Below are 20,890 nucleotides of genomic sequence, written 5' to 3'. Positions count from 1 at the left end.
AGAGGGAAGACGAGCGTTATGTAGAGCGTTTCCGTGTCGTCGAATGCATTCTGGCCACGACGCGTTTGATTCGTTTCTGGTTCCGCCGTTCCACAAAGAACTCGCTCGCTTGCATAAAGAGTTGTTTGAAGGAAGACAGTCCCATCGCAATTAAAACAGCAAATAGAAAAGTCCCAATCGGATCTTTATACAGTTCGGACTGGAACAAGAAAGCGAGGCCTGCAGTCGATAAGATGGTCGTAAGAAAATAGAAAATCATAGCGGAGTCTCCTTTTCTTATGTGGTAGTAAAGAAAAAGGCAAGGTCTTTTAACCGTATTCGACCTTTTGTAGGAAATTCCTGTTTGCGTTTGGCAAAGAAAAAACGCCTCCAGTAGCACGGAAGACGTTTACTCTTGCGTCATATAAGTCGATGATGACGATACGTTTGTATCCACACCGTTTGAAAAAATGAAGCTGAGTGATGCGAGTAATGCGAAAAAGGCGACGAGTAGCCCTTTTGTAAAACGTTTTGCAAACGAACGAGACTGTATATCAAACATTTATTATCCCCCGATCAATCCTAAATGAAACCTTATCTATACTGGACACTTCCTATATAATAACGTTTTCAAAAATAGGATACTAGAAGAAAAAAAGACGTTCACAAAATTGTCACAAAATTTTAATAAATCATCTACCTTCCATTTGTTGTGACGTTTTTCCCTTTCTTCTTTGCATTCACAATTTCGTCACATTTATGCAAAATGTTGAAAGAGAACATGATATGATTAGGAACGTGTGTAGATAGGTATACTGACAGTAATAGATTAGAAAAGGATGTGGGTGTAATGGCATTGCGCGCAGGAGAAGTAGTAGACTTGGTCGCGGAACGTTCTGCTGATTTTGGAGTATTCATTAGTAACGGTCGCGAAGAGGTACTCCTTCATCGAAAAGAACAGACGGAAGAAGTGACGGTCGGTCAAACGGTTCGTGTCTTTTTATATCATGACTCAGAAGGGCGTCTCGCATCAACGATGACGATTCCAACGGTCTCTTTCGATGAGTATGAATGGTGTGAAGTGACTGGCGTTCGATATAACACAGGTGTCTTCGTCAATATCGGGATTCAAAAAGATGTTCTCGTCTCGATGGACGACTTACCAGAGAACCGGTCATACTGGCCGCAAGCGGGAGACCAATTGTGCATTCGTTTGAAGTATGACCAAAAAGGACGTTTGCTTGGGGATCCGGCACCTTACGCATACTTGAACTTGTTGGCACGTCCATCGAAAGAAGAATGGAACAACCAAGATATTCAAGCGACTGTCGTCAATAAACGTGAAGTTGGCGTCAACGTATGGGTCGAAGGAGAATCACTCGGTTTCTTACACGAAGCAGAAATGACACGTTGGCCACGTCTCGGTGAACAATTGACGGTTCGAGTGACCCAAGTGAAACAAGATGGAACGGTTCTCGTTTCTATGAAACCACGTGCCTATGAGGCGATTGACGGCGATGCGGCGAGCGTCCTCTCTTATATCGAGGAACGTGGTGGTCAAATGCCTTACGGCGACAAGACAGCCCCTGACGTCATTGACCGTGAGTTCGGGATGAGCAAAGCCGCGTTTAAACGGGCGCTCGGAAAACTACTAAAAGAAAAGCAAGTTGAAAAGCTCGACAACGGCTACAAATTGAAATAAGATAACTCATGTTCGGATGACATGAAAAAGTTTGAAAATGTATTTCTTTCATTTTAGGAATAAATACGTTATAGTTAATAAAGTTGACTATGAGGAAACATTGAGAAAACGTCTGTAGATCTGTCAAACTGAACTCAGACGTTTTTTGTATGAACAAAGGAGAATATAATTTGACAAAATTCCAAGATTTACAATTAAGTGAAGCGTTAGTAAAAGGTGTACACAAAATGGGCTTCGAGGAAGCTACACCGATCCAAGCTGAGACAATTCCTGTCGCACTCACAGGAGTGGACGTATTAGGACAAGCACAAACAGGTACAGGGAAAACAGCAGCTTTCGGTATTCCGACAATTGAGCGAATCGATTCAAAGGCACGTCAAGTCCAAGCACTCGTTCTTGCACCGACACGTGAACTTGCGATTCAAGTTGCAGAAGAATTAAACAAAATCGGAGAAACAAAGCGCGTATACGCACTTCCTGTTTACGGTGGTCAGCAAATCGACCGTCAAATCCGTGGTTTGAAAAAGAACCCACAAATCGTTGTTGCAACACCAGGACGTCTCATGGACCACATGAAACGTAAAACAATCAAACTTGATGACATTCAAACAGTCATCTTGGATGAAGCAGACGAAATGCTTAACATGGGCTTCGTTGAAGATATCGAAACGATTTTGGCAGGTCTTCCTGAAGAGCGCCAAACGCTTCTTTTCTCAGCGACGATGCCACCACAAATCAAAAAGATTGCAGAGCGTTTCATGAAGTCGCCGACAATCATCAAAGTCAAAGCGAAAGAAATGACAGTTGAGAACATCAACCAACAGTTCATCGAATTGCGCGAAGGTCAAAAATTCGATACGCTTTGCCGTTTGATCGACATCGACTCACCAGAACTCAGCATCATCTTCGCTCGTACGAAGAAACGTGTTGATGAAGTGACAGAAGCACTTATCAAGCGCGGATATACAGCAGATGGTCTTCACGGAGACTTGACGCAATCAAAACGTGACCAAGTGATTCGTCGTTTCAAAAACGGAACGATCGATATCTTAGTAGCGACTGACGTTGCTGCACGTGGACTTGATATTTCAGGTGTCACGCACGTTTACAACTTCGATGTACCACAAGACCCAGAGAGCTACGTACACCGTATCGGTCGTACAGGTCGCGCTGGTAAAACAGGTACTGCCCTCACATTCATCACACCACGTGAGTTTGGACAAGTAAAAGCAATCGAACGTGTAACGAACAAACGCATGAACCGTCGTCACGTACCGACAATCGCGGAAGTACTTGAAGGAAACCAAAAGCAAGCAGCTGAAGAGTTGATCGAACGCGTTCAAGCGGGCGACTTCAAAGCGTACACGCAACTTGCGACTGAACTTCTTGAAGAGTATGAAGCAGTTGAAATTCTCGCTGCAGCCCTTCGTGGATTGACGAAAGAGCCAGATTCAACACCTGTTGAAATCTCGTACGCTGAACCAGTTCGTGTCAAACGTCAAGGTGGCCGTGGTGGCGATCGCGGTGGATACCGTGGTCGTAACGACCGTCGTGGCGGTGGCGGTGGCCGTGGTGGCGATCGTCGTGGTGGACGCGGTGGCGAACGTCGTGATGGACGTAGCGGAGACCGTAAAGGATCATACCGTGGTGACGATCGTCGTCGCTCGGATGACCGTGGCCCACGCCGTCCGCGTGACTAATCATTGTGAAATGCCGCATTTCCTTAAGTGGATTTGCGGCTTTTTTTATTGTGTCGTGCTACACTAGTTGAGTAGAGATAGAAGGATGAGGTGTCAACGGATGGTGGAATTAAGTTTCGGTCTCCTTGTGCTACTTGGTTGTGTGCTCGCACTCAAACCAATCGTGTCAAAGACAGACCGTCCTAACTTTCGTTATATCCCCGTGGCGACATTGTTATTTGGAGCGATGATTTTTTTAGTGTTAGCCATTGGAGTAGGCGGAAAGATGGGCATTGCATATGGCGTAATGAGTATCGCCTATTTTATTGCTTGTTTCGGTGCCTATATGTATGTACACACGCGAACGAGCTGATTGTAGCTCGTTTTCGCATTTAACGAAGAGGTGATGAGTTATGGATGCGGTAGAAGTGATGGTCCATCCCGAAGAAGTGATGGTGACGTATGAACCAATCCTTGGAGCGGCTACGTTTCAAGTGGAAGGCTATATGGTACATGGGCGATTCCGAGGAGAATCGTTGACGCCATTTTTTTATGATGATGACGTTCCGCTCGAGTATCAGTTAGACATCGCCCAACGGATGGAGCAATTGGCAGCAGCACAACTTCGAGATGCCAAGCCATTTGTCACATTCAGATGTCGGTCGGAATGGATTCTTGAAGAAGGGGGAGAAGCTTTTTTAGCTCCGCTTCGCGAATTGAACTTCCCGTTACATCGCATTTATGTGACGCTTCAAGGAACGGATCTGGTTGATGTTCCTCGCCTATCGCGTGTCATTCAGTACTATCGGTCGTACGGGCTGAAAATCGCACTAGACTTCGCGGAGTCGACGAGCATTGAGGACATTATGACACTCGCGCCAGAATTGTTGCTTGTCGATCTTGGTACGATGGTGGAGAAAAAGACGTTGTCGGTCACCTATCCGAACATGCTTCAAACGATGGAATATATCGCTTCGAAGCTCGGTGCACCGCTTCTGTACAAATCGATCAACCATATCGGACAGCTTCGTTATGCTTGGCAACACGGCGGTCGCTATTACATGGGTGGCTTGCTTGGTCTAGAAGACGAGCTTCCACAACGAGAAATCAAAGGAATGGGTGTCTTGGCGCAAGAAGTGCCTTCTTTCTTTTTACATGACCAGAAGCGATTGAATCGTTTATACGAACTTGAGTTTGAGTTACATCGTCGAATCGGAGAACTCGTTCAATCCGGGAAATGGTCGAGAGATAAGAAAGACGAGTGGATTCAATACATCGCACCAAAGCTCGAGGAAGTGTTTGTCCGTTACTATTTGACGGATAAGACAGGGTTTCAGACGAGTGCAAACGTCTACTGTGTGAACGGAGAATGGCGTGTCGATAATACGTATCGGGGTTACAACTGGAGTTTCCGTCCACATTTCATTCAAACGATGGCGGCCATGGACGTTCGAGGACGTGGCTATTTATCTGGAGACTATCGTGATTTCAGTTCAAACGAAGTGACGCGTACGTTCAGTTATCCGTTACCCGACGGCATGTTCTTATTCGCCGACATATCCGAAGAATATCTGTACCAAAATCGATTATTAGACTGAAAGGAAGAGTTATGATGTTAGATTATGATTACGATGCGTTACGCGAAATCGGTCGAATCGTCGCACTTGCACGAGATGAGATGGCGAAAGCCGTCAAACCGGGCATGACGACAAAAGAATTGGATGCGATTGGGCAACGTGTTTTAGAAGAAGAGGGTGCGGCTTCTGCACCGATTACGATGTATGAGTTCCCAGGGTACACGTGTATCTCACTCAATGACGTCGCCGCCCACGGGATTCCTGGAGAAGAAGTCATTCAAGAAGGCGATATCGTCAACGTTGACGTCTCGGCTGTGAAGGATGGCTATTATGCCGATACAGGTCGTACGGTCATTGCTGGCGCATCAAAATCACCTCAACATGAACGATTGGTCGAAGTGTCGTTGACGTCGCTCGAAGCCGGTCTCAGCAAAGTCAAAGCGGGCGTGAAAGTCAACCAAATCGGGAAAGCCATTTATTCGGACGCGAGAAAGAATGGATTCACGGTCATCCGTAACTTGGCCGGACACGGACTCGGTCGGACGTTACACGGAGAGCCGGAGACGATTTCAAACTACTACAGCCGCGAAGAGAATCAGCTCTTAAAAGCTGGGCAAGTGATTGCGGTCGAAACATTCATCTCGACGAAAGACGAAATCGTCTATCAGTCAGAAGAAGACGGATGGACACTCTTCACACCGAATAAGAGCCTTGTCTCACAGTTCGAACATACAGTCATCGTCACAGAAGATGGATATGAAGTGTTAACGGGATCGTTCCGTTAATGTAAAGAAGGTGTGGTTCTCGTGAACCGCACCTTTTCTGTATTCATTGTTCGAGAGCTTTGCGCACGGCTGCTGTCGCGTGAAGATACGTTGTATCAAAGAGTGGGATGGACACATGTTGTTGCTGAATCAACAGGGGGATTTCCGTACATCCGAGAATGACACCTTCTGCTCCATCGGCTTGCAGCGATTCAATGATGCGCGTATAAGCGAGACGACTTGCTTCTGTTATGATTCCGAAAATCAGCTCATCATAAATGATGTCGTGTATGCATTGGCGATCTTCTTCATTTGGAATCATTAGTTCGATTTCATACCGCTCTTTCAGCAAGTCGCGGTAGAATGAACTTTCCATTGTGAATCGTGTACCGAGAAGCGCCACTTTTTTTAGATTTTCCTGTTTGATGGCATGTCCCGTGACATCTGCGATATGCAAGACGGGCAGGGAAGTGGCGGCTTCAATGGAAGGCGCTACAAGATGCATCGTGTTCGTACAAATCACAATGAGATTGGCTCCTGCCTTTTTAAGGTTCATAGCCTCTTCTACCATGATACGCGTCAATTCATCCCATTTTCCTTCGTGCTGTAATCGTTCAATCTGTTGGAAATCAAACGAGTACAACAGACAGTTGGCAGAATGTGTCCCACCTAATATCGTTTTCACTTCTTCGTTCATCATTCGGTAATACTCGAGTGAGGACTCCCAACTCATTCCGCCTAACATTCCGATTTTCTTCATAATGACTCCTTTAAAAAACGCCTAAGCTAGCGAGATATTTGTTTCTCTCAGCTGTTCAATCACATCCCAGTCTGGTTGTACTGAGTCCGGAAGCGTCAATTTCCCATTCTCGACCTCAAGCGGTGTATCGAGCAAATCTTGTTCGAAGTAAGCGCTCGTCCCCGACATATCCGCCGGAAAGCTCGCGCCGCTGAGCGAAGCGAATAATAGGGTATGATACCTTCCGATTCCGGATTCATACATCCCACCGACCCAGTACGGTGTTCCGTGTTTCCGAATGTGTAACGCCTCACTGAAACCACCGACACGTGCAGGCTTAATATTGACGATTTTACCCGCGCCGAGTTGCGTCATCGTCTCCACATCGTCGTAAGACGTAATCGACTCATCGAGGCAGATTGGTGTCTTGAGTTTTTGTTGAAGAGTCGCCGATTTGGCGAACTGGCGGCTCGGATACGGTTGTTCAATCATCAATAACCGATGGGCGTCGATTTGTTCGAACCATTCTATCGGTTGATCGGACGCGCTACCGTTTAAGTCAATCATGAGCGGCGCATCTGGAAAGACGGCTCGGATTTCGCGTAGTGCCGGGAGTAATTCATTAGGGGAGGCTTTCAATTTGATTCGCTCGAAACCATCGGCTAGCGCCGCTTCAATCGAGTTCATCGTCTGATGGAGTAGCCCAATCCCGATCGTTCTACCGCAGGAGACGGTATCCCCAGCCTTCATATACGACTTAAGTGACATGTTCGCGCGTGCTGCTTCAATCTCCCATAATGCACTTTCCCACATCGCTTTTGCCATTCGTTGACCGATTATCGATGAGACGAGGGTCGGAAACACGTCCGTCGTGACCGTCATGCCCTTTAATAGATGAAGAATCAATTTTGATGTATCAATCATGGACTGGGTCGTTTCTTCCGTGTACCAAGGTGTCTCGAAGGCGACACCTTCGCCATATCCAACGACACCATCTACGGTTTCAAGTCGAAGGATGAGTGTTCGTCTCACCGACAAGACGGCGTGCGCCGTTACGATGGGGTGTTTAAATGTTAAAGGGACAATCGAAAGGTCAGCACGTTTGATCATGGCAGTAGCTCCTTTAAGCGATGACGCATTAATTTTCCGTTCGCGTTTCGAGGTAGGTCCTCTACGTGATGAATCGCAAGCGGATGTTTATACTTGGCTAACTGGCAATCGAGGATTGCCTGCATCTCCGTCGGGTCATATGATCCGACGACGAAGGCGAGCGGGACTTCTCCCCAGGTCGGGTGTGCTTGTTTCGTAACCCCAACATCTCGGACACCGGCACATCGTAACATCGCAGCCTCGATTTCAGCAGGGTATACGTTTTCACCACCAGAAATAATGAGGTCGCTTCGGCGATCGTGTACATATAAATACCCGTCTTTCATCGTTCCGAGATCACCCGTTTTCCAGTAACCGTCTGGTGTCCAGGCGTCTGATTCGGGTTGTTCGAAGTACCCACTCGTCACAGTTGGTCCTTTTACCTCAATCTCCCCGTCCTGACTGATTCGGATCACGGTCGGTGCGATGGATCTCCCGCTCGAACCGATATGTGAGAGCGCTTCGCTTGGAAGTAGCGTGGCGACTTGAGAACACGTTTCGGTCATCCCATATGTTTGAGCGACCGGTAACTGTCGTCGCTCTGCTTCTTCTAGTAACGGACGAGGGACAGGCCCACCTCCGACGAGCAAGGTGCGAAGACTGTGTTTTTCTAGCCCGGCATCCAGCAGTCGCTGAAGCATGATAGAGACGAGTGACAACTGAGTAATGCCTTCAGTTTCAATTAAATAAAGGGTGCGGTCGACATCAAAACGTGGCTCAACATAAAGCGTCGAACCGATGATTGCACTCCGATACACTTGAGAAAGTCCGCTCATGTGAAAGAGTGGCGTCACGGTAAGCATGCGGTCGGATGGGTGATAGTCTAGATGCGCTTCGGAAGCACGTGCGCTTGCGAGATGATTCCCATACGTCTGTTGTACAGCCTTGGCCCGCCCCGTCGTACCGGACGTAAACATGAGAGACATCGTGTCATTTTCTTTCCACTCATGTGTCACAGTGAAACATGAACGCGCCCGACGTGTCACGAAAAGTTGTGTGACCGGCAAATCGATCTCGTCATCGACGAGGAGCAAATCGACTCTTGCAGTGTTTAACTGAGTGCGCACTTCCTCTTCGGTCAATCGTGTGTTGATTGGAACGAGTACTTTGCCGAGCAGGTGCACCGCATGGACGGCGATGATATAGTCTTTGCTGTTTTTAGCGAATATGCCAATCTTTTCGGCAGTGGGTGCCTGTTCATGGATGTATTGGGCAAGTTGTAGGCTCTCGGTACGTAACGCTTCCCACGTCAGTCTTTCCTCGCGTGTCACGAGTGCGATCTGTGATGCCGGATGTTGTTCAATCCATTCATACATGTCTATAACCTCCAAAAAAAGAGTAGCGGAATCGCTACTCTCTCAACAAAATTAAGGGAAACGTGGGAATTGACCGAAGTCAGGGTCACGTTTTTCTTTGAACGCATCGCGTCCTTCTTTCGCTTCATCGGTTGTGTAGTAGAGAAGCGTTGCGTCTCCAGCGAGTTGCTGAAGTCCGGCAAGACCGTCTGTGTCCGCGTTCATTGCTGCTTTCAAGAAGCGAAGTGCAGTCGGTGAGTGCTGTAAGATTTCTTGGCACCACTTGACTGTTTCTGCTTCAAGTTGATCGAGAGGGACGACTGTGTTGACGAGTCCCATTTCGAGTGCTTCTTGTGCATCGTACTGGCGGCAAAGGTACCAGATTTCACGAGCTTTCTTATGACCGATGATGCGTGCTAAGTAACCAGAGCCGTATCCTGCATCGAACGAACCGACTTTAGGACCTGTTTGTCCGAAGCGAGCGTTGTCCGCTGCAATCGTTAAGTCACATACGACGTGAAGGACATGTCCTCCGCCGATTGCAAAACCTGCGACCATGGCGATGACCGGTTTTGGAATGACGCGAATGAGGCGTTGAAGGTCGAGGACGTTCAAGCGCGGGATTTCATCTTCCCCGACGTATCCGCCATGCCCACGAACTTTTTGGTCTCCACCTGAACAGAATGCCTTTTCGCCTTCACCCGTCAAGATGATGACGCCGACTTCTTTATCGTCGCGTGCGCGTGCGAATGCATCAATCAATTCATTGACCGTCAACGGACGGAACGCGTTGCGTACCTCTGGACGGTTGATGGTGATTTTAGCAATCCCATTCCATGTTTCATATTTAATGTCTTCATACGTACGGACCGATGTCCAGTTCGCTACTGATTCCATTTTAAATACCCCCTAAAATCAATTTCTTTATTATTGTACCAAACTCTGGTGCATTCTCGATATGAGGAGCATGCCCCGCATCTGAAATTTCATAGATTTTAATATCAGACCGTTCTTTCTGCATGTCTCGTGCAATCGCTTTGAACTTAGAATCTTCTGCCCCGACAATCAAATCGACGTGGGGAAGGCGGTGCAATGCACCCCAGAGCGAAGGCATATGACCTGTACCGATGGCGCGCAAACTGTTCGCAAGAGCAGTCGGATGTTGTGCGAGTCGGTCCTTCCTAAGTGATTGTTTCATCTCTTCAGTTTGTCGCCAAAGTGGAAGGTTCTCCCATCGCTTGACGAATGCGGAGAGTCCTTCGGTTTCGATGAATCGGGCAAGTTCTTCGTCTTGACGTCGACGAGCTGTCCGTTCTTTAGAAGATCGGAGACCGGGTGTCGTGCTGACCCCGATGACATGTTCGACGCGTTTCTCGCACGCGGCGAGTGTCAATCCGATTCGACCGCCGAGTGAATAACCGACGACTGTCCAAGGACGATCGTCTAAATCGAGTAGGCGTGAAAGATCCTTCACTTGTTGACTCATCGTCGAACGAGTGACGGGAGGGCGTTCCGTTGCGCCATGTTGCAATAATGAAGGTGACACGAGTCGAACCGGTAAGCTAGGGAATGAATCGACCCATTGAGCATTTCCCGTGAACCCGTGTAAAAATAATACTGGTTTTCCTTCTCCTCGAATGCATACTTCATAGTCGACACCTCGCAACTCGACGATCATGCCTCATTCTCCGTGACGAGACGAGCGCAGACAGACTGCGTCCATCCTCGGTGAGTCGTCACGTTTTGCTCCCGATCCGATGGGAACTCAATCAAATGAATGCCGTCTTCAATCGCTTCTTGAATCTCCTGTGGTTGCTCAATCAGACGATAGGACAACCCGTAAGTCTCGGCAAACCCACGAATGTTCAAATTAAGCGGTGTCCCAAACAAATCTTCGAAAAGTTGGGTATCGACGGAAGCTTGCGGTAAAAAGGAGAAAATCCCTCCACCATTATTATTCGAAATCACGACTGAAAACTTCCCAGGATGATGTTTTAACAGTTGTAGGGCATTGCTATCATGGTAGAATGCCAAATCACCAATTAGTAGAGCGGCATGCGACGTGTCAAAACAGCTCCCGAGTGCGCTCGAAAGAACACCGTCAATCCCGTTGGCGCCCCGATTTGCAAGAATTTGCACGCTCTTTCCGGCGGATAATGTCGTATCGACATCACGAATCGGCATACTGTTACTGACGAAGAGACGTTCGATTGACGTATCGAGCAACCGTTTCGTCAATTCGGCTTCTCCCTGGAGTGAAGGCTTCGCCGTTTCCGTGACATTCTCGAAGAAACGTAGTCGTTCGACGTAACGTGAATCATTTGTTGATTCTATAAGTGGTAAAAAGTCGAGTGCGTCTCCGTAACAGATGGTCGCACGGCTACTTGGGTCACGATAAGAGCCCGGCTCTTCAATCACAACTAGCTCCGTCGCAGTCATCCACTGATTGAGTCGTTTTGAAACGGGTGCGGCACCGAATCGGATGAACACTTCCGGTAACCAGTCGGCTTTATGTTCACTTGCGAGCCACGTGTCGTAGTTCGTCAAGACATCGTCGAAACGACGCATGCCGCTGAGTGGATCCGCAAAGATCGGGATATTATGCTCGGTCGCTGATTTGTAAATGGCTTTTTGCCATGACATCGGTGTGTAAGGGCCGACAACGAATGCAAGTTGCTTCTGACTCGTACGTTCCAAAAAGATTTCCCGATCGATGTTTGTCGGGCGAACACGCTGTCTTTCCGGTATAGCGGGTTCACCTCTCAGCATCAGCTTCAACTGTTCAAGGTCTGGGAGTAACGGTTCTCGGAACGGGACATTCAAGTGAACGGGTCCCATTGGTGCCTGCATGGCAAGATTCGTGAAGCGAGTGACTGTCTGCTGCATGAACGGCAGCGTTGCTTCTTCAGGTACAGGTAAGTCGAGACTCGTCTTTACTTGTTCACCGTATAATCGAACTTGATTGATCGCTTGTGGTGCCCCGACGTTCCGAAGTTCATGTGGTCGATCGGTCGTCAAGACGATGAGCGGCAATTGCGAAATGAATGCCTCCGTCACTGCCGAGTAGTAATTTGTCGCAGCCGTACCGCTCGTGCAAATGAGTGCGACAGGGCGAATCATCTCCGTCGATCGAGTCAATCCGAGAGCATAAAATGCAGCGGAACGCTCATCGACGATGATGTGATGGCGGATTTGCGGGTGTAAATATGCCGCTATCGCGAGTGGGGTCGAACGAGAACCCGGACTGATGACCACGTCGGTCACGCCAGATTCAACAAGTCGATTCACCATGGATGCTACCCAGTCGGTCAACATCTTATTCATGTAGGGTGCCTCCTTAGTCGTGCGAATCAAACTGTAAAGCTTGTTTGATTGGACTCATTTTCATTTCGGTTTCTTCAAGCTCTTGCTCGAGAACAGAGTCTTTGACAATCCCGCCTCCTGCGTAAAGTGCGACAAACTGATGCTGGACGAGTGCCGAGCGGATGGCGACGACAAACTCGCCATCCCCATCGTTATCGACCCAGCCAAATGGAGAACCGTACCATCCACGGTCGAACCGCTCGATTTCACGAAGTAATCGGACCGATGTCCGCTTCGGTGAGCCACCAAGGGCTGGGGTTGGATGGAGTGCTTCCGCTAACGACAACAAGGAAGCGTTTGTTTCGAGTGTCGCCTGGATTGGAGTGTGCAGGTGAAACACCGACCGATTCGCAAGAATTTGCGGTGTCTCGCTCGTGTGAATCGGCGCGGTATAAGGTGTCAAAGCTTGCTTAATATCTTTTACGACGATTTGATGTTCTTCACGATTTTTCGCATCATGTAACAGTTGTTCCTTCGCAAGGTCGCTTTCGATTTCAGTCTGAGGGCGCTTGATGGTTCCGGCGATGGCAGCTGTATTCAGTCGCATCCCTTCTTTTTGAATCAATCGTTCAGGTGTCGCTCCGAAGAAGCCGATGTCACGTTTAGGTTGATATAAGTAGATATAGCTCGACTCTTGATGTTCCGCCAAATGCTTCAAACTCTTCGCGAATGGAAAGGCATCGTCAGAACGTTGATAAATCTCTTCTCGCGCGATGACGATTTTTTCGACTCGCTCTTCCTCGATTAACTGCTTGGCTTGCTGAAAGCTTGATTTGTAATGTTCCACACCGTCTTTTACTTTCGAATAGGACGGTGTTGATTCCTCGGTCGGGCGAAGTGAACTGAATTGTGCCAATTGATCGGCTAATTGAATTAAATACTGCTCGACCGATTGTTTCGAAGAGACAAGAGTCGCGACTGTCAATGTATGTTGGTCTTTATAACGACGGTATAAAAATCTTGGAACGACGAGTGATGCCTCCCCAAAGGCATCCCACATGCTCTTTTGTGGACGCATGAACGTATCGAACGAAAAGCCAGCAAACGCATGGACGGTTGCGTCGACATCTCGCCGATGGAGACTCCAATCGTACTGGAGTCGCTGAAATCGTTCGGGGCCTGAGGCACTCAAGACGAGCGCATCTCCGCAACCGAGCATTTCAAGCGTACGGTCCGGTGTCATGAAGTAATAATGGGACGTATCCGTGTTTTGAATGATTTGAAACGCATCGAACGCCGAAATTTCCCACGTGTAGGATGCGAGGACAGGACGTTGCCAAGCTCGCGCCCGTTTGTGAGCTTGCTCGATTCGTTGTTTTATATGTGTTTGAGTATCTGGCATGAAAGAAAAGCCTCCTCAATCCGATAGAATTCTCACTCTTTAGTGTATCATGAGTTCGCAATTCACTTGTCTATGAAATGCTCGAGAAATTGTAAGAATCATGAGATGGATGGCTGACGTTGACAGATTTTTTCATCGAGACGTAAACTAACGAAGGGAGGGAACGAAATGAAACAGAAATCAAAAGGGGCATATTGGCGAATGATTCGCCCGCATACCCTGACAGCAAGTTTTATTCCGGTCTTGCTCGGGACGTTCATCGTCCTCGATCAAACCGAACTGAAGTGGGGGCTCTTTCTTGCGATGTTAGTCGCGTCAGTCCTCATTCAAATCGCAACGAACTTATTTAACGAGTACTATGACTATAAGCGAGGATTAGATCATGAAGGATCGATCGGGATTGGTGGGTCCATCGTGCGCGACGGGTTTACGCCAAATCAAATCCTGTCAATCGCCCTTGGCATGTATGCTGTCTCGGCGATACTCGGACTTTATATCGCAGCGTCAACGAGTTGGCACCTGCTTTGGGTCGGTGCGTTATCCATGCTCGTTGGATACTTGTACACGGGAGGCCCGTTACCGATTGCGTATACGCCGTTTGGTGAGATTGTTGCCGGTCTCTTCATGGGATATGTCATCATTGGAATCGCTGGCTATATTCAAATCAATACGGTAACGACGGAATTGTTGCTCGTGTCGTTCCCGATGGCCTTGTTGATTGGGGCAATCTTACTTGCGAACAATATTCGAGACTTAGATAACGATAAAGAGAACGGGCGAAAAACAATCGCGTGTCTAGTCGGTCATCGACGTGCCGTATATGTGCTCGCGGCATTCTTTATCGCCGCATTAGTCGGCATCATCGTCGCCGTCGTGTATTATGGAGTCACACCATGGGTCTTGCTATCACTATTCACCGTGCCGGTCATGGTTCGAGCGATTCAACGGTTTTGGCAAAAGGCTGAACCGGCCGAATTGATGCCTGCGATGGCGATGACGGCGAAGGTGAATACGTTGTTCGGGGCATGGATGGTCGTCGGACTCATTGTTTCAAGATTTGTGATGTGAGAAAAGGGGAGGCGTTAATGTGTCAGTCGTAAAAGAAATGCTTGAATTTAACAAACGTTTCGTAGAGGAAAAACAGTACGAGCCGTTCGTATCTGATAAATTTCCGGATAAGAAAATCGTGATTTTGACGTGTATGGATACACGTTTGACGGAACTGTTACCTCAAGCGCTAGGACTTAAGAACGGAGACGCTAAAATCATCAAAAATGCGGGGGCTGTATTGTCGCATCCATTTGGTTCAGCCATGCGTTCGATTTTAGTCGCGCTTTATGCGCTAGGCGCGGAGGAAGTTGTCGTGGTCGGTCATTACGATTGTGGGATGGCGGCAATCGAGCCGTCTGTTGTGATTGAAGAGATGGAACGACGAGGAATCGATCCTCAGACGTTGAAGACGTTGAAATCGTCAGGGATGGATTTGGAGCAATGGCTACATGGATTTGATTCGGTCGAAGAGAATGTCGTTCATTCAATCAACTTAATCAACAATCATCCATTATTACCACCAGGCACGAATGTCCACGGGTTCGTGATTGACCCGGCGACAGGACGTCTTGACCCAGTAGAGGCATAAGGAAGGAGCGCGTTCAACTCGAACGTGCTCCTTTTTGTATTAGCCGTACGTATTTGTTGGGATGTCTTCATAGTCATCCTCTTCTTGTTTTTGTTTCGCTTTCTTTTTGTTCTTCTTGAAGTCACGTTCATATTCTTGTTCACTTGGCGATTTAAAGAAACGCATCCACGTTGCGTTAATTTCAGACCCGATGAGGATGATCACTCCCGTCAATTGTAACCAAAGCAACGTGACGATGATTCCACCGAGCGATCCATAGGTCGAGTCGTAACTTCCGAAGTTTGAGACGTATAAGCTGAACCCAAAAGATACGAGCTGCCAACCGATGACACCGAAGATGGCTCCTGGTATCGTGCTCTTCCAGAATACGTGTTGCTGCGGTGAGACTTTATAAAAAATCGAAAGCGTCAAAATCAAGACGACTGTCGTCAAGACGTAGCGGAACACATTAATCATCATCTCTTCTGCCCCGGTAATGTTGACGGGTAAATATTCGGTGACGAACGAGATGATTTGCGCCCCAAACACGTTAGAGAGAATGAGAAGCAGCATCCCGATCCCGAGTAGAATCGTCAAACCAAGCGCTAATCCTTTTTTGACAAAGAAATTTCGTTCATTGTCCTCGCCATACGCGTGTAGGGAAGTCGTGATGAGTCGATCGACCCCTTTTGCGGCAGACCAAATGGCTAAAATCGCACCGAGCGATAAGAGACCGCCTCGGGGTTCCCCGATTGCGTCAAAGATACCCGTCAAAAACCCGGAAGCAGCGGATCCTGGTGCCAAGTCGTTCAATTGATTTTGAAACGAATCTTGTGAGATATCAAAAAATGATAAGAGTGCCAAAATGAAGATGATTCCGGGGAAAATCGATAAAAACCAAAAGAATGCGAGCGTGGCCCCGTAATCTTGTACATCATGCTCCTGAAAGCGTCGGAATAACTCTTTTCCAAACCCGAACCAATTCTTTTTTTCCTTTACTTCTGTCATTGCCATCATGAAACCCTCCTTACTCGGTCATTAAAAAAATGTTTCCCGAATTCGGTTGAGGATACACATGATTAATCCTCAGATAACGTCAAATCGTAAAAACGTGACTCATGCGAGGCGAGTTTTTCAGCGAGCGATGGAGGACGCACCGGAAGATGGGGTAACGCCGATCGCTTGATCCACATCGGGGTGTACGATCCGTTTGTCTGTTCTTCTTGGAATTCTTCACCCGTTCCGGTCCCGAATTCGCCACCCGTCATCTTCGCCCAATAGTAAGGGTTTAACTCGTTGTTAAAGGCAACATAGGCAGCAACCCCTTCTAACTCGACATGAACGCCGAGTTCTTCAAACGCTTCACGAACGGCTGTTTCTTCAGTCGTATGCCCATATTCTACTCCCCCTCCAGGGAATACATAATACAAGACATCTTCTTTTTCGCGGCGAATCAAAGCCACTTCATCTTGGTCATTCATGAGAATGATCGCACTTCTTAATTTCGTTCGAACCACTGAGATCGTTCCTTTCATTCCTATAATTTTGCACAAAACGCATCGACGATTCGCCGATGCGTTCAACTCATTTTTGCGTAGGTTGTTCTAATGAATCATACATGTCTTGCGTCAATCCGTTCTCGTGTGACGCGATGACTTTTCCTGCGACACGCATCCCGAGACGAAGCGCATCTTCGATTGGATGCTGTTTCATCAGTTCTGAGATGACAGCGGAGAAGAATGAGTCACCGGCCCCGGTAGAGTCGGCCACTTTTACTTTCGTTGTTGGGACGTGACCTTGTTCATTCGTACGAAGGTCGACATAAACAGCCCCGAGCTCGCTCATCGTAACGATTGTGAGGGGTGCACCTTTCATGGCGAGTACTTCGGCGACGCGTAGTGCGTCGTCCACCGTGACGATTGACATATCGGACAAGATTTCCGCTTCTTCGCGGCTACAGATGAAACCAGTGAAGCCTTGAAGTAAATGACGGTTCCGTTCGATGACAGAAAGGTGGCCACACACACCGTATAGTGGCAAGTCCATCTCACGGCAAAGTTCAATCGTTTCGTTTAAGACGTTAACAGACAAGTCTAAGTCGATTGCGACCGCATCGCTCTCTTTAAAGACTGTGTCGATTCGACGTAAAATCGCTTCTTCCATCCGCGCTTCGTCAGGTTGTTTCGAAATTGATGTTTGAAGGTCGCCATTGTTATCCATGACGGCGAGCCACATTCCCATTCCGTTATCGTCGAGCATATCGACACCATCGACATTGACCTGTAAACCACGTAACTCCTCGAGGACGCCGACCCCGATTTGGTCGTTCGTGACAGTTGAGACGAAGCGAACGTCATTACCGAGTACACCTAAGTTTTGAGCAACGTTCCGACCTGTTCCGCCATTAGAGAAAGTGATGTCGCCGACATTTTTCGCATCTTTATGAAGCGGTGCGAAAGATGTTCCTTTAATATCGACAAACACTTTGCCGATGACTGCAATCGTATTCATATCATGTACCACCTTTAGCCAATCTTTCGATCTGTTTCAGTCTATTTAGACACATTGTTTCAATTATAACGAAATCGACATATCGTTTCAATCATCGATTCGATTTTGTCGAATCGGTTATTCCCATGAAGAGGTGAGAAGACGAAGTCCATTCAAAATGACTAGAATGGTAGAACCCTCGTGTCCGACGACCGCAAACGGCATGATGAGCAGTTCGAAAATGTTTGTGGCAATAAGGACGAGAATGACACCGAGCGCAAAGACGACGTTTTGTAGGACGATTCGGTTCAGCTTGCGTGATTGACGAATAGCGTCGCTCAAACGCATGAGGTCGTTTTTCATCAAGACGACGTCGGCTGTTTCAAGAGCGGCATCGGTTCCTTCACCCATCGCGATTCCGACATCAGCGGTCGCGAGGGCAGGTGCGTCATTGATGCCGTCGCCTATCATTCCAATTGAACCGTACTCTTCACGTAACGCTTTGATTTGTGAAACTTTTTCTTCTGGTAAACATTCGGCAATATAACGTGTCAATCCAGCTTCGTTTGCGATGGCACGAGCAGTCGCTTCATTATCTCCCGTAATCATGATTGTCGCGATTCCGAGGTCATTCAGACGCTTGATTGCTACTTTAGCCTCGGCCCGCAACGTGTCTCGGAGAGCATAGGCGCCGATTGTACGAGAATCATCACTTATAAAGACGAGTGTGTGACCGGCTTCTTTCAACCGCTCTACATCTTCTTTGAAGAAGTCACCACTTCGGTCAGCGAACTTCTGTTTACCGACGCGATATGTCGTCCCGTCAATTGTCGCCTCGATTCCGGAACCGGTGATGTCTTTAAAGTGCGTCATCTCTCCGATATGTTTTCCGGTATAAGAGACAAGGGCCTCTGCGAGCGGATGCATCGAATGTTCTTCAATCAAACTGACGATTCGGTTGACTTCGACTTCCTGTAAATCAGGTGAGATGAGCGCTTCTTGGACGATTGGTTTCCCGATCGTGAGCGTTCCGGTTTTATCAAATGCGATTGCTTTCAACCGTCCCATGTTCTCGATATGAGCACCACCTTTGAACAGGATCCCGTGTTTCGCGGATGAGGCGATGGCTGCTAGGGCAGCAGGCGTGATGGCGGCAACAAGGGCACAAGGAGAAGCGACGACAAGTAAAATCATTCCGCGATAAATGCTCGTTTCGAGAGACCATGACGTGAAGAAGGGACCGAGCAGGATGATGGCTGCGACGGATAGAAGAACAACTTGTACATATCGCCCTTCGTAGCGGTCAATGAACTGCGCAGAAGGCGACTTTTCTTCCTGCGCTTGCTGGACCATTTGAATGATTTTTTGGAACAACGTCTCGGTCGCAAGCTTAGTCACTTCAATCGTCAAGACACCGTTTAAGTTGACGCTTGAGCCGAACACGTCATCTCCGACTTGTCGGTCAACCGGGACAGACTCTCCTGTGATAGCGGCTTCTTCGACAGATGCGCTTCCTTTCATGATTCGTCCGTCGACAGGGATGCGTTCGCCTGGGCGGACGTAAATGCGATCACCGACTTTCAAGTCGTCAATGTGCACAACTTCAAGTTCATCAGAAGCGGTTAAACGAGTTGCTTGTTCAGGTTGTAATTCCATCAATGATTCGAGTGCGCGCTCATTTTTATTCATCGTATACGTTTCGAGGGCACCAGATAGAGCAAAAATAAAGATTAAAATCGCACCTTCCATCCAATAGCCGATGGATGCGGCACCGATAGCGGCGATAATCATGAGTAGCTCTACGTTCAAGGATTTTGTCTCGATCGTGTCTGTGATTCCTTCTTTCGCTTTTGCGTATCCTCCGATGAAAAAAGCAGATAAGTAAAGCGTGACATGAATCCAAGGAGCTCCTTCTTGTGTTTCGGCGATATAAGCGAGTACAATCAATACACCGCTAATGAGCGCCATGATCAATTCGATATGTTCGTACCAGCTAGCCCGTTTGAAAACGTGGCTTTTTTCGTGTGTAACCGATTGGACGTTCATAGAATCCCTTCTTTCTAATTGAGAATAAATCTCGATTAAATGATAATGATTGATGATGATTATCATCTTCAATTGGCTTAATACAAGGTTTTAGTCTTTAATTGGCTCAATCCCTTTATTTATAATAATTATTATCTAGGTTCATTTTAACACGCTCATCAGTGACTCACAAATAAAAAGATTAAGGAGTTTTTGTGTCATGCAAAATATATTTCAACGCCCATGGACAGTGGCGTTTTTGGCGATTTTTAATACGTTGTTATGGGGCAGTGCCTTCCCGTTCATCAAACTGAGTTATGAGAAGTTGGATATTCAGTCGAACGAATATGGTCAACAGTTGTTGTTCGCAGGCGAGCGCTTCTTGCTTGCTGGGATCCTTCTGCTCATCATCAGTCAGACGGTATTGAAACGTTCGATTCGATTGACGCCTAAGAAGTTTAAAGCGTATGCGCATCTCGGTTCTTTTTTGACGTTCCTTCAATATTTGTTCTTTTATGTCGGACTCTCGATTTCGACTGGAGTTCAAGGGTCGATCATTGCCGGATCGACATCGTTCTTCCAAATGGCGCTTGCACATATCCGCTATGACGATGATAAATTGAATCGTTTGAAAGGACTTGCTTTGACGTTTGGCTTTTCTGGAATCGTGATTGCGAACTGGCCGGCGACTGGTACGGAGGTCGGTTTTGGATTGGGTGAGATCTTACTGATTTTAGCGATGGTCTCGGGTGCGTTTGGAAATTTGATTGCGAAGGATTATTCGAAAGAATATGATGTTGCCCCGATGACAGCTTGGGCGATGGTGATCGGTTCGATTGGATTGCTCGTCATCGGCTACTTGTTAGACCCAAGTGGGATCTCGATGCCATACACAGGACAGACGATTGCGTTCCTGTTCTACTTAGCGATGTTGTCAGCGATTGGATTTACACTCTGGAATACGTTGATGAAACATAATCCAGTCAGTCGGATTTCACTTTATATCTTCCTAGTTCCCTTATTTGGTGTCATGTTGTCAGGTATTTTACTCGGGGAGACCATACCGTGGAACGCGATTGTCGGACTCATTTTCGTTATCGTAGGGATTTATTTGTCTACTTATTTTCAAGGGAAGCGCGTGAAAAAACGAAGCGTGAGTCATTGAAAA

Annotated in this window: 21 protein-coding genes; 8 read left to right on the top strand and 13 right to left on the bottom strand. The window is 47.5% G+C overall.

Annotated elements, in window-relative coordinates:
- Positions 1-16: 16 nt before the first annotated feature.
- Positions 17-259, bottom strand: coding sequence for a hypothetical protein (locus tag AC5LIL_RS11595; RefSeq protein ID WP_074033069.1), 243 nt, complete (start codon positions 257-259; stop codon positions 17-19).
- A gap of 129 nt (positions 260-388) precedes the next feature.
- A complete protein-coding gene (locus tag AC5LIL_RS11590; RefSeq protein WP_015880844.1) occupies positions 389-541 on the bottom strand; it encodes a hypothetical protein in 153 nt (50 codons plus the stop codon).
- A 288-nt stretch (positions 542-829) separates the two neighbouring features.
- Between AC5LIL_RS11590 and AC5LIL_RS11585 the strand changes: the two genes are divergently transcribed.
- The 5 genes from AC5LIL_RS11585 to map all read left to right on the top strand — a co-directional run bounded on the left by AC5LIL_RS11585 (position 830) and on the right by map (position 5,722).
- Positions 830-1,681 carry a CvfB family protein gene (locus AC5LIL_RS11585; RefSeq protein ID WP_499824181.1) on the top strand — a complete coding sequence of 284 codons (852 nt, stop codon included), beginning with the start codon at positions 830-832 and terminating at the stop codon, positions 1,679-1,681.
- Between the two features lie 170 nt (positions 1,682-1,851).
- The gene (cshA, locus tag AC5LIL_RS11580) at positions 1,852-3,381 is read left to right on the top strand and encodes a degradosome RNA helicase CshA (RefSeq protein WP_224863260.1); all 1,530 of its coding nucleotides are present in this window, start codon (positions 1,852-1,854) and stop codon (positions 3,379-3,381) included.
- A gap of 100 nt (positions 3,382-3,481) precedes the next feature.
- The gene (locus AC5LIL_RS11575) at positions 3,482-3,733 is read left to right on the top strand and encodes a hypothetical protein (protein ID WP_214747211.1); all 252 of its coding nucleotides are present in this window, start codon (positions 3,482-3,484) and stop codon (positions 3,731-3,733) included.
- Between the two features lie 40 nt (positions 3,734-3,773).
- Entirely contained in the window at positions 3,774-4,958 is a 1,185-nt protein-coding gene (locus tag AC5LIL_RS11570; protein ID WP_499824180.1) for an EAL-associated domain-containing protein, read from the top strand.
- A 14-nt stretch (positions 4,959-4,972) separates the two neighbouring features.
- The gene (gene map, locus AC5LIL_RS11565; protein WP_499824179.1) at positions 4,973-5,722 is read left to right on the top strand and encodes a type I methionyl aminopeptidase; all 750 of its coding nucleotides are present in this window, start codon (positions 4,973-4,975) and stop codon (positions 5,720-5,722) included.
- Between the two features lie 43 nt (positions 5,723-5,765).
- Here map and AC5LIL_RS11560 read toward each other — a convergent pair whose 3' ends face one another.
- From AC5LIL_RS11560 to AC5LIL_RS11530, 7 genes are read right to left on the bottom strand one after another with little or no spacing between them, the layout of a single operon-like run.
- Positions 5,766-6,461 (bottom strand): aspartate/glutamate racemase family protein, encoded by a 696-nt coding sequence (locus AC5LIL_RS11560; RefSeq protein ID WP_499824178.1) that lies wholly within the window; start codon positions 6,459-6,461, stop codon positions 5,766-5,768.
- Between the two features lie 21 nt (positions 6,462-6,482).
- Positions 6,483-7,550, bottom strand: a complete 1,068-nt coding sequence (gene menC / locus AC5LIL_RS11555; protein WP_214696373.1) for an o-succinylbenzoate synthase — start codon at positions 7,548-7,550, stop codon at positions 6,483-6,485.
- Positions 7,547-8,905 carry an o-succinylbenzoate--CoA ligase gene (gene menE, locus AC5LIL_RS11550; protein WP_499824177.1) on the bottom strand — a complete coding sequence of 453 codons (1,359 nt, stop codon included), beginning with the start codon at positions 8,903-8,905 and terminating at the stop codon, positions 7,547-7,549. Before menE ends, menC begins: the two co-directional genes overlap by 4 nt.
- A gap of 51 nt (positions 8,906-8,956) precedes the next feature.
- The gene (gene menB / locus AC5LIL_RS11545; RefSeq protein WP_214696369.1) at positions 8,957-9,781 is read right to left on the bottom strand and encodes a 1,4-dihydroxy-2-naphthoyl-CoA synthase; all 825 of its coding nucleotides are present in this window, start codon (positions 9,779-9,781) and stop codon (positions 8,957-8,959) included.
- Position 9,782: 1 nt separating this feature from the next.
- The gene (locus AC5LIL_RS11540; protein ID WP_499824176.1) at positions 9,783-10,562 is read right to left on the bottom strand and encodes an alpha/beta fold hydrolase; all 780 of its coding nucleotides are present in this window, start codon (positions 10,560-10,562) and stop codon (positions 9,783-9,785) included.
- Complete coding sequence (gene menD / locus AC5LIL_RS11535) at positions 10,559-12,208, bottom strand: 2-succinyl-5-enolpyruvyl-6-hydroxy-3-cyclohexene-1-carboxylic-acid synthase (RefSeq protein ID WP_499824175.1); 1,650 nt, start codon at positions 12,206-12,208, stop codon at positions 10,559-10,561. The genes AC5LIL_RS11540 and menD overlap by 4 nt, the downstream gene beginning before the upstream one ends.
- Positions 12,209-12,221: 13 nt before the next feature.
- Positions 12,222-13,589 (bottom strand): isochorismate synthase, encoded by a 1,368-nt coding sequence (locus AC5LIL_RS11530; protein WP_499824174.1) that lies wholly within the window; start codon positions 13,587-13,589, stop codon positions 12,222-12,224.
- Positions 13,590-13,757: 168 nt separating this feature from the next.
- Here AC5LIL_RS11530 and AC5LIL_RS11525 point away from each other — a divergent pair, with 168 nt between their 5' ends.
- Positions 13,758-14,657 (top strand): 1,4-dihydroxy-2-naphthoate polyprenyltransferase, encoded by a 900-nt coding sequence (locus AC5LIL_RS11525; protein WP_214696362.1) that lies wholly within the window; start codon positions 13,758-13,760, stop codon positions 14,655-14,657.
- A 37-nt stretch (positions 14,658-14,694) separates the two neighbouring features.
- Entirely contained in the window at positions 14,695-15,228 is a 534-nt protein-coding gene (locus AC5LIL_RS11520; protein WP_074033130.1) for a beta-class carbonic anhydrase, read from the top strand.
- 39 nt (positions 15,229-15,267) lie between these two features.
- Here AC5LIL_RS11520 and AC5LIL_RS11515 read toward each other — a convergent pair whose 3' ends face one another.
- From AC5LIL_RS11515 to AC5LIL_RS11500, 4 genes are all read right to left on the bottom strand, one after another.
- Complete coding sequence (locus tag AC5LIL_RS11515; RefSeq protein ID WP_499824173.1) at positions 15,268-16,221, bottom strand: YihY/virulence factor BrkB family protein; 954 nt, start codon at positions 16,219-16,221, stop codon at positions 15,268-15,270.
- 65 nt (positions 16,222-16,286) lie between these two features.
- The gene (locus tag AC5LIL_RS11510; protein ID WP_214696358.1) at positions 16,287-16,724 is read right to left on the bottom strand and encodes an NUDIX domain-containing protein; all 438 of its coding nucleotides are present in this window, start codon (positions 16,722-16,724) and stop codon (positions 16,287-16,289) included.
- A gap of 67 nt (positions 16,725-16,791) precedes the next feature.
- Positions 16,792-17,718 carry a carbohydrate kinase family protein gene (locus tag AC5LIL_RS11505; RefSeq protein WP_074033083.1) on the bottom strand — a complete coding sequence of 309 codons (927 nt, stop codon included), beginning with the start codon at positions 17,716-17,718 and terminating at the stop codon, positions 16,792-16,794.
- Positions 17,719-17,835: 117 nt separating this feature from the next.
- Positions 17,836-19,743 carry a heavy metal translocating P-type ATPase gene (locus AC5LIL_RS11500; RefSeq protein WP_499824172.1) on the bottom strand — a complete coding sequence of 636 codons (1,908 nt, stop codon included), beginning with the start codon at positions 19,741-19,743 and terminating at the stop codon, positions 17,836-17,838.
- Positions 19,744-19,942: 199 nt separating this feature from the next.
- Between AC5LIL_RS11500 and AC5LIL_RS11495 the strand changes: the two genes are divergently transcribed.
- Positions 19,943-20,887, top strand: coding sequence for a DMT family transporter (locus AC5LIL_RS11495; RefSeq protein WP_499824171.1), 945 nt, complete (start codon positions 19,943-19,945; stop codon positions 20,885-20,887).
- The last annotated feature ends 3 nt before the right edge of the window (positions 20,888-20,890 follow it).

The sequence above is a fragment of the Exiguobacterium sp. RM11 genome, assembly GCF_059821525.1.
The sequence above is the reverse complement of the archived record's forward strand: the minus strand, read 5'-3'. Positions and strand labels throughout refer to the sequence as shown.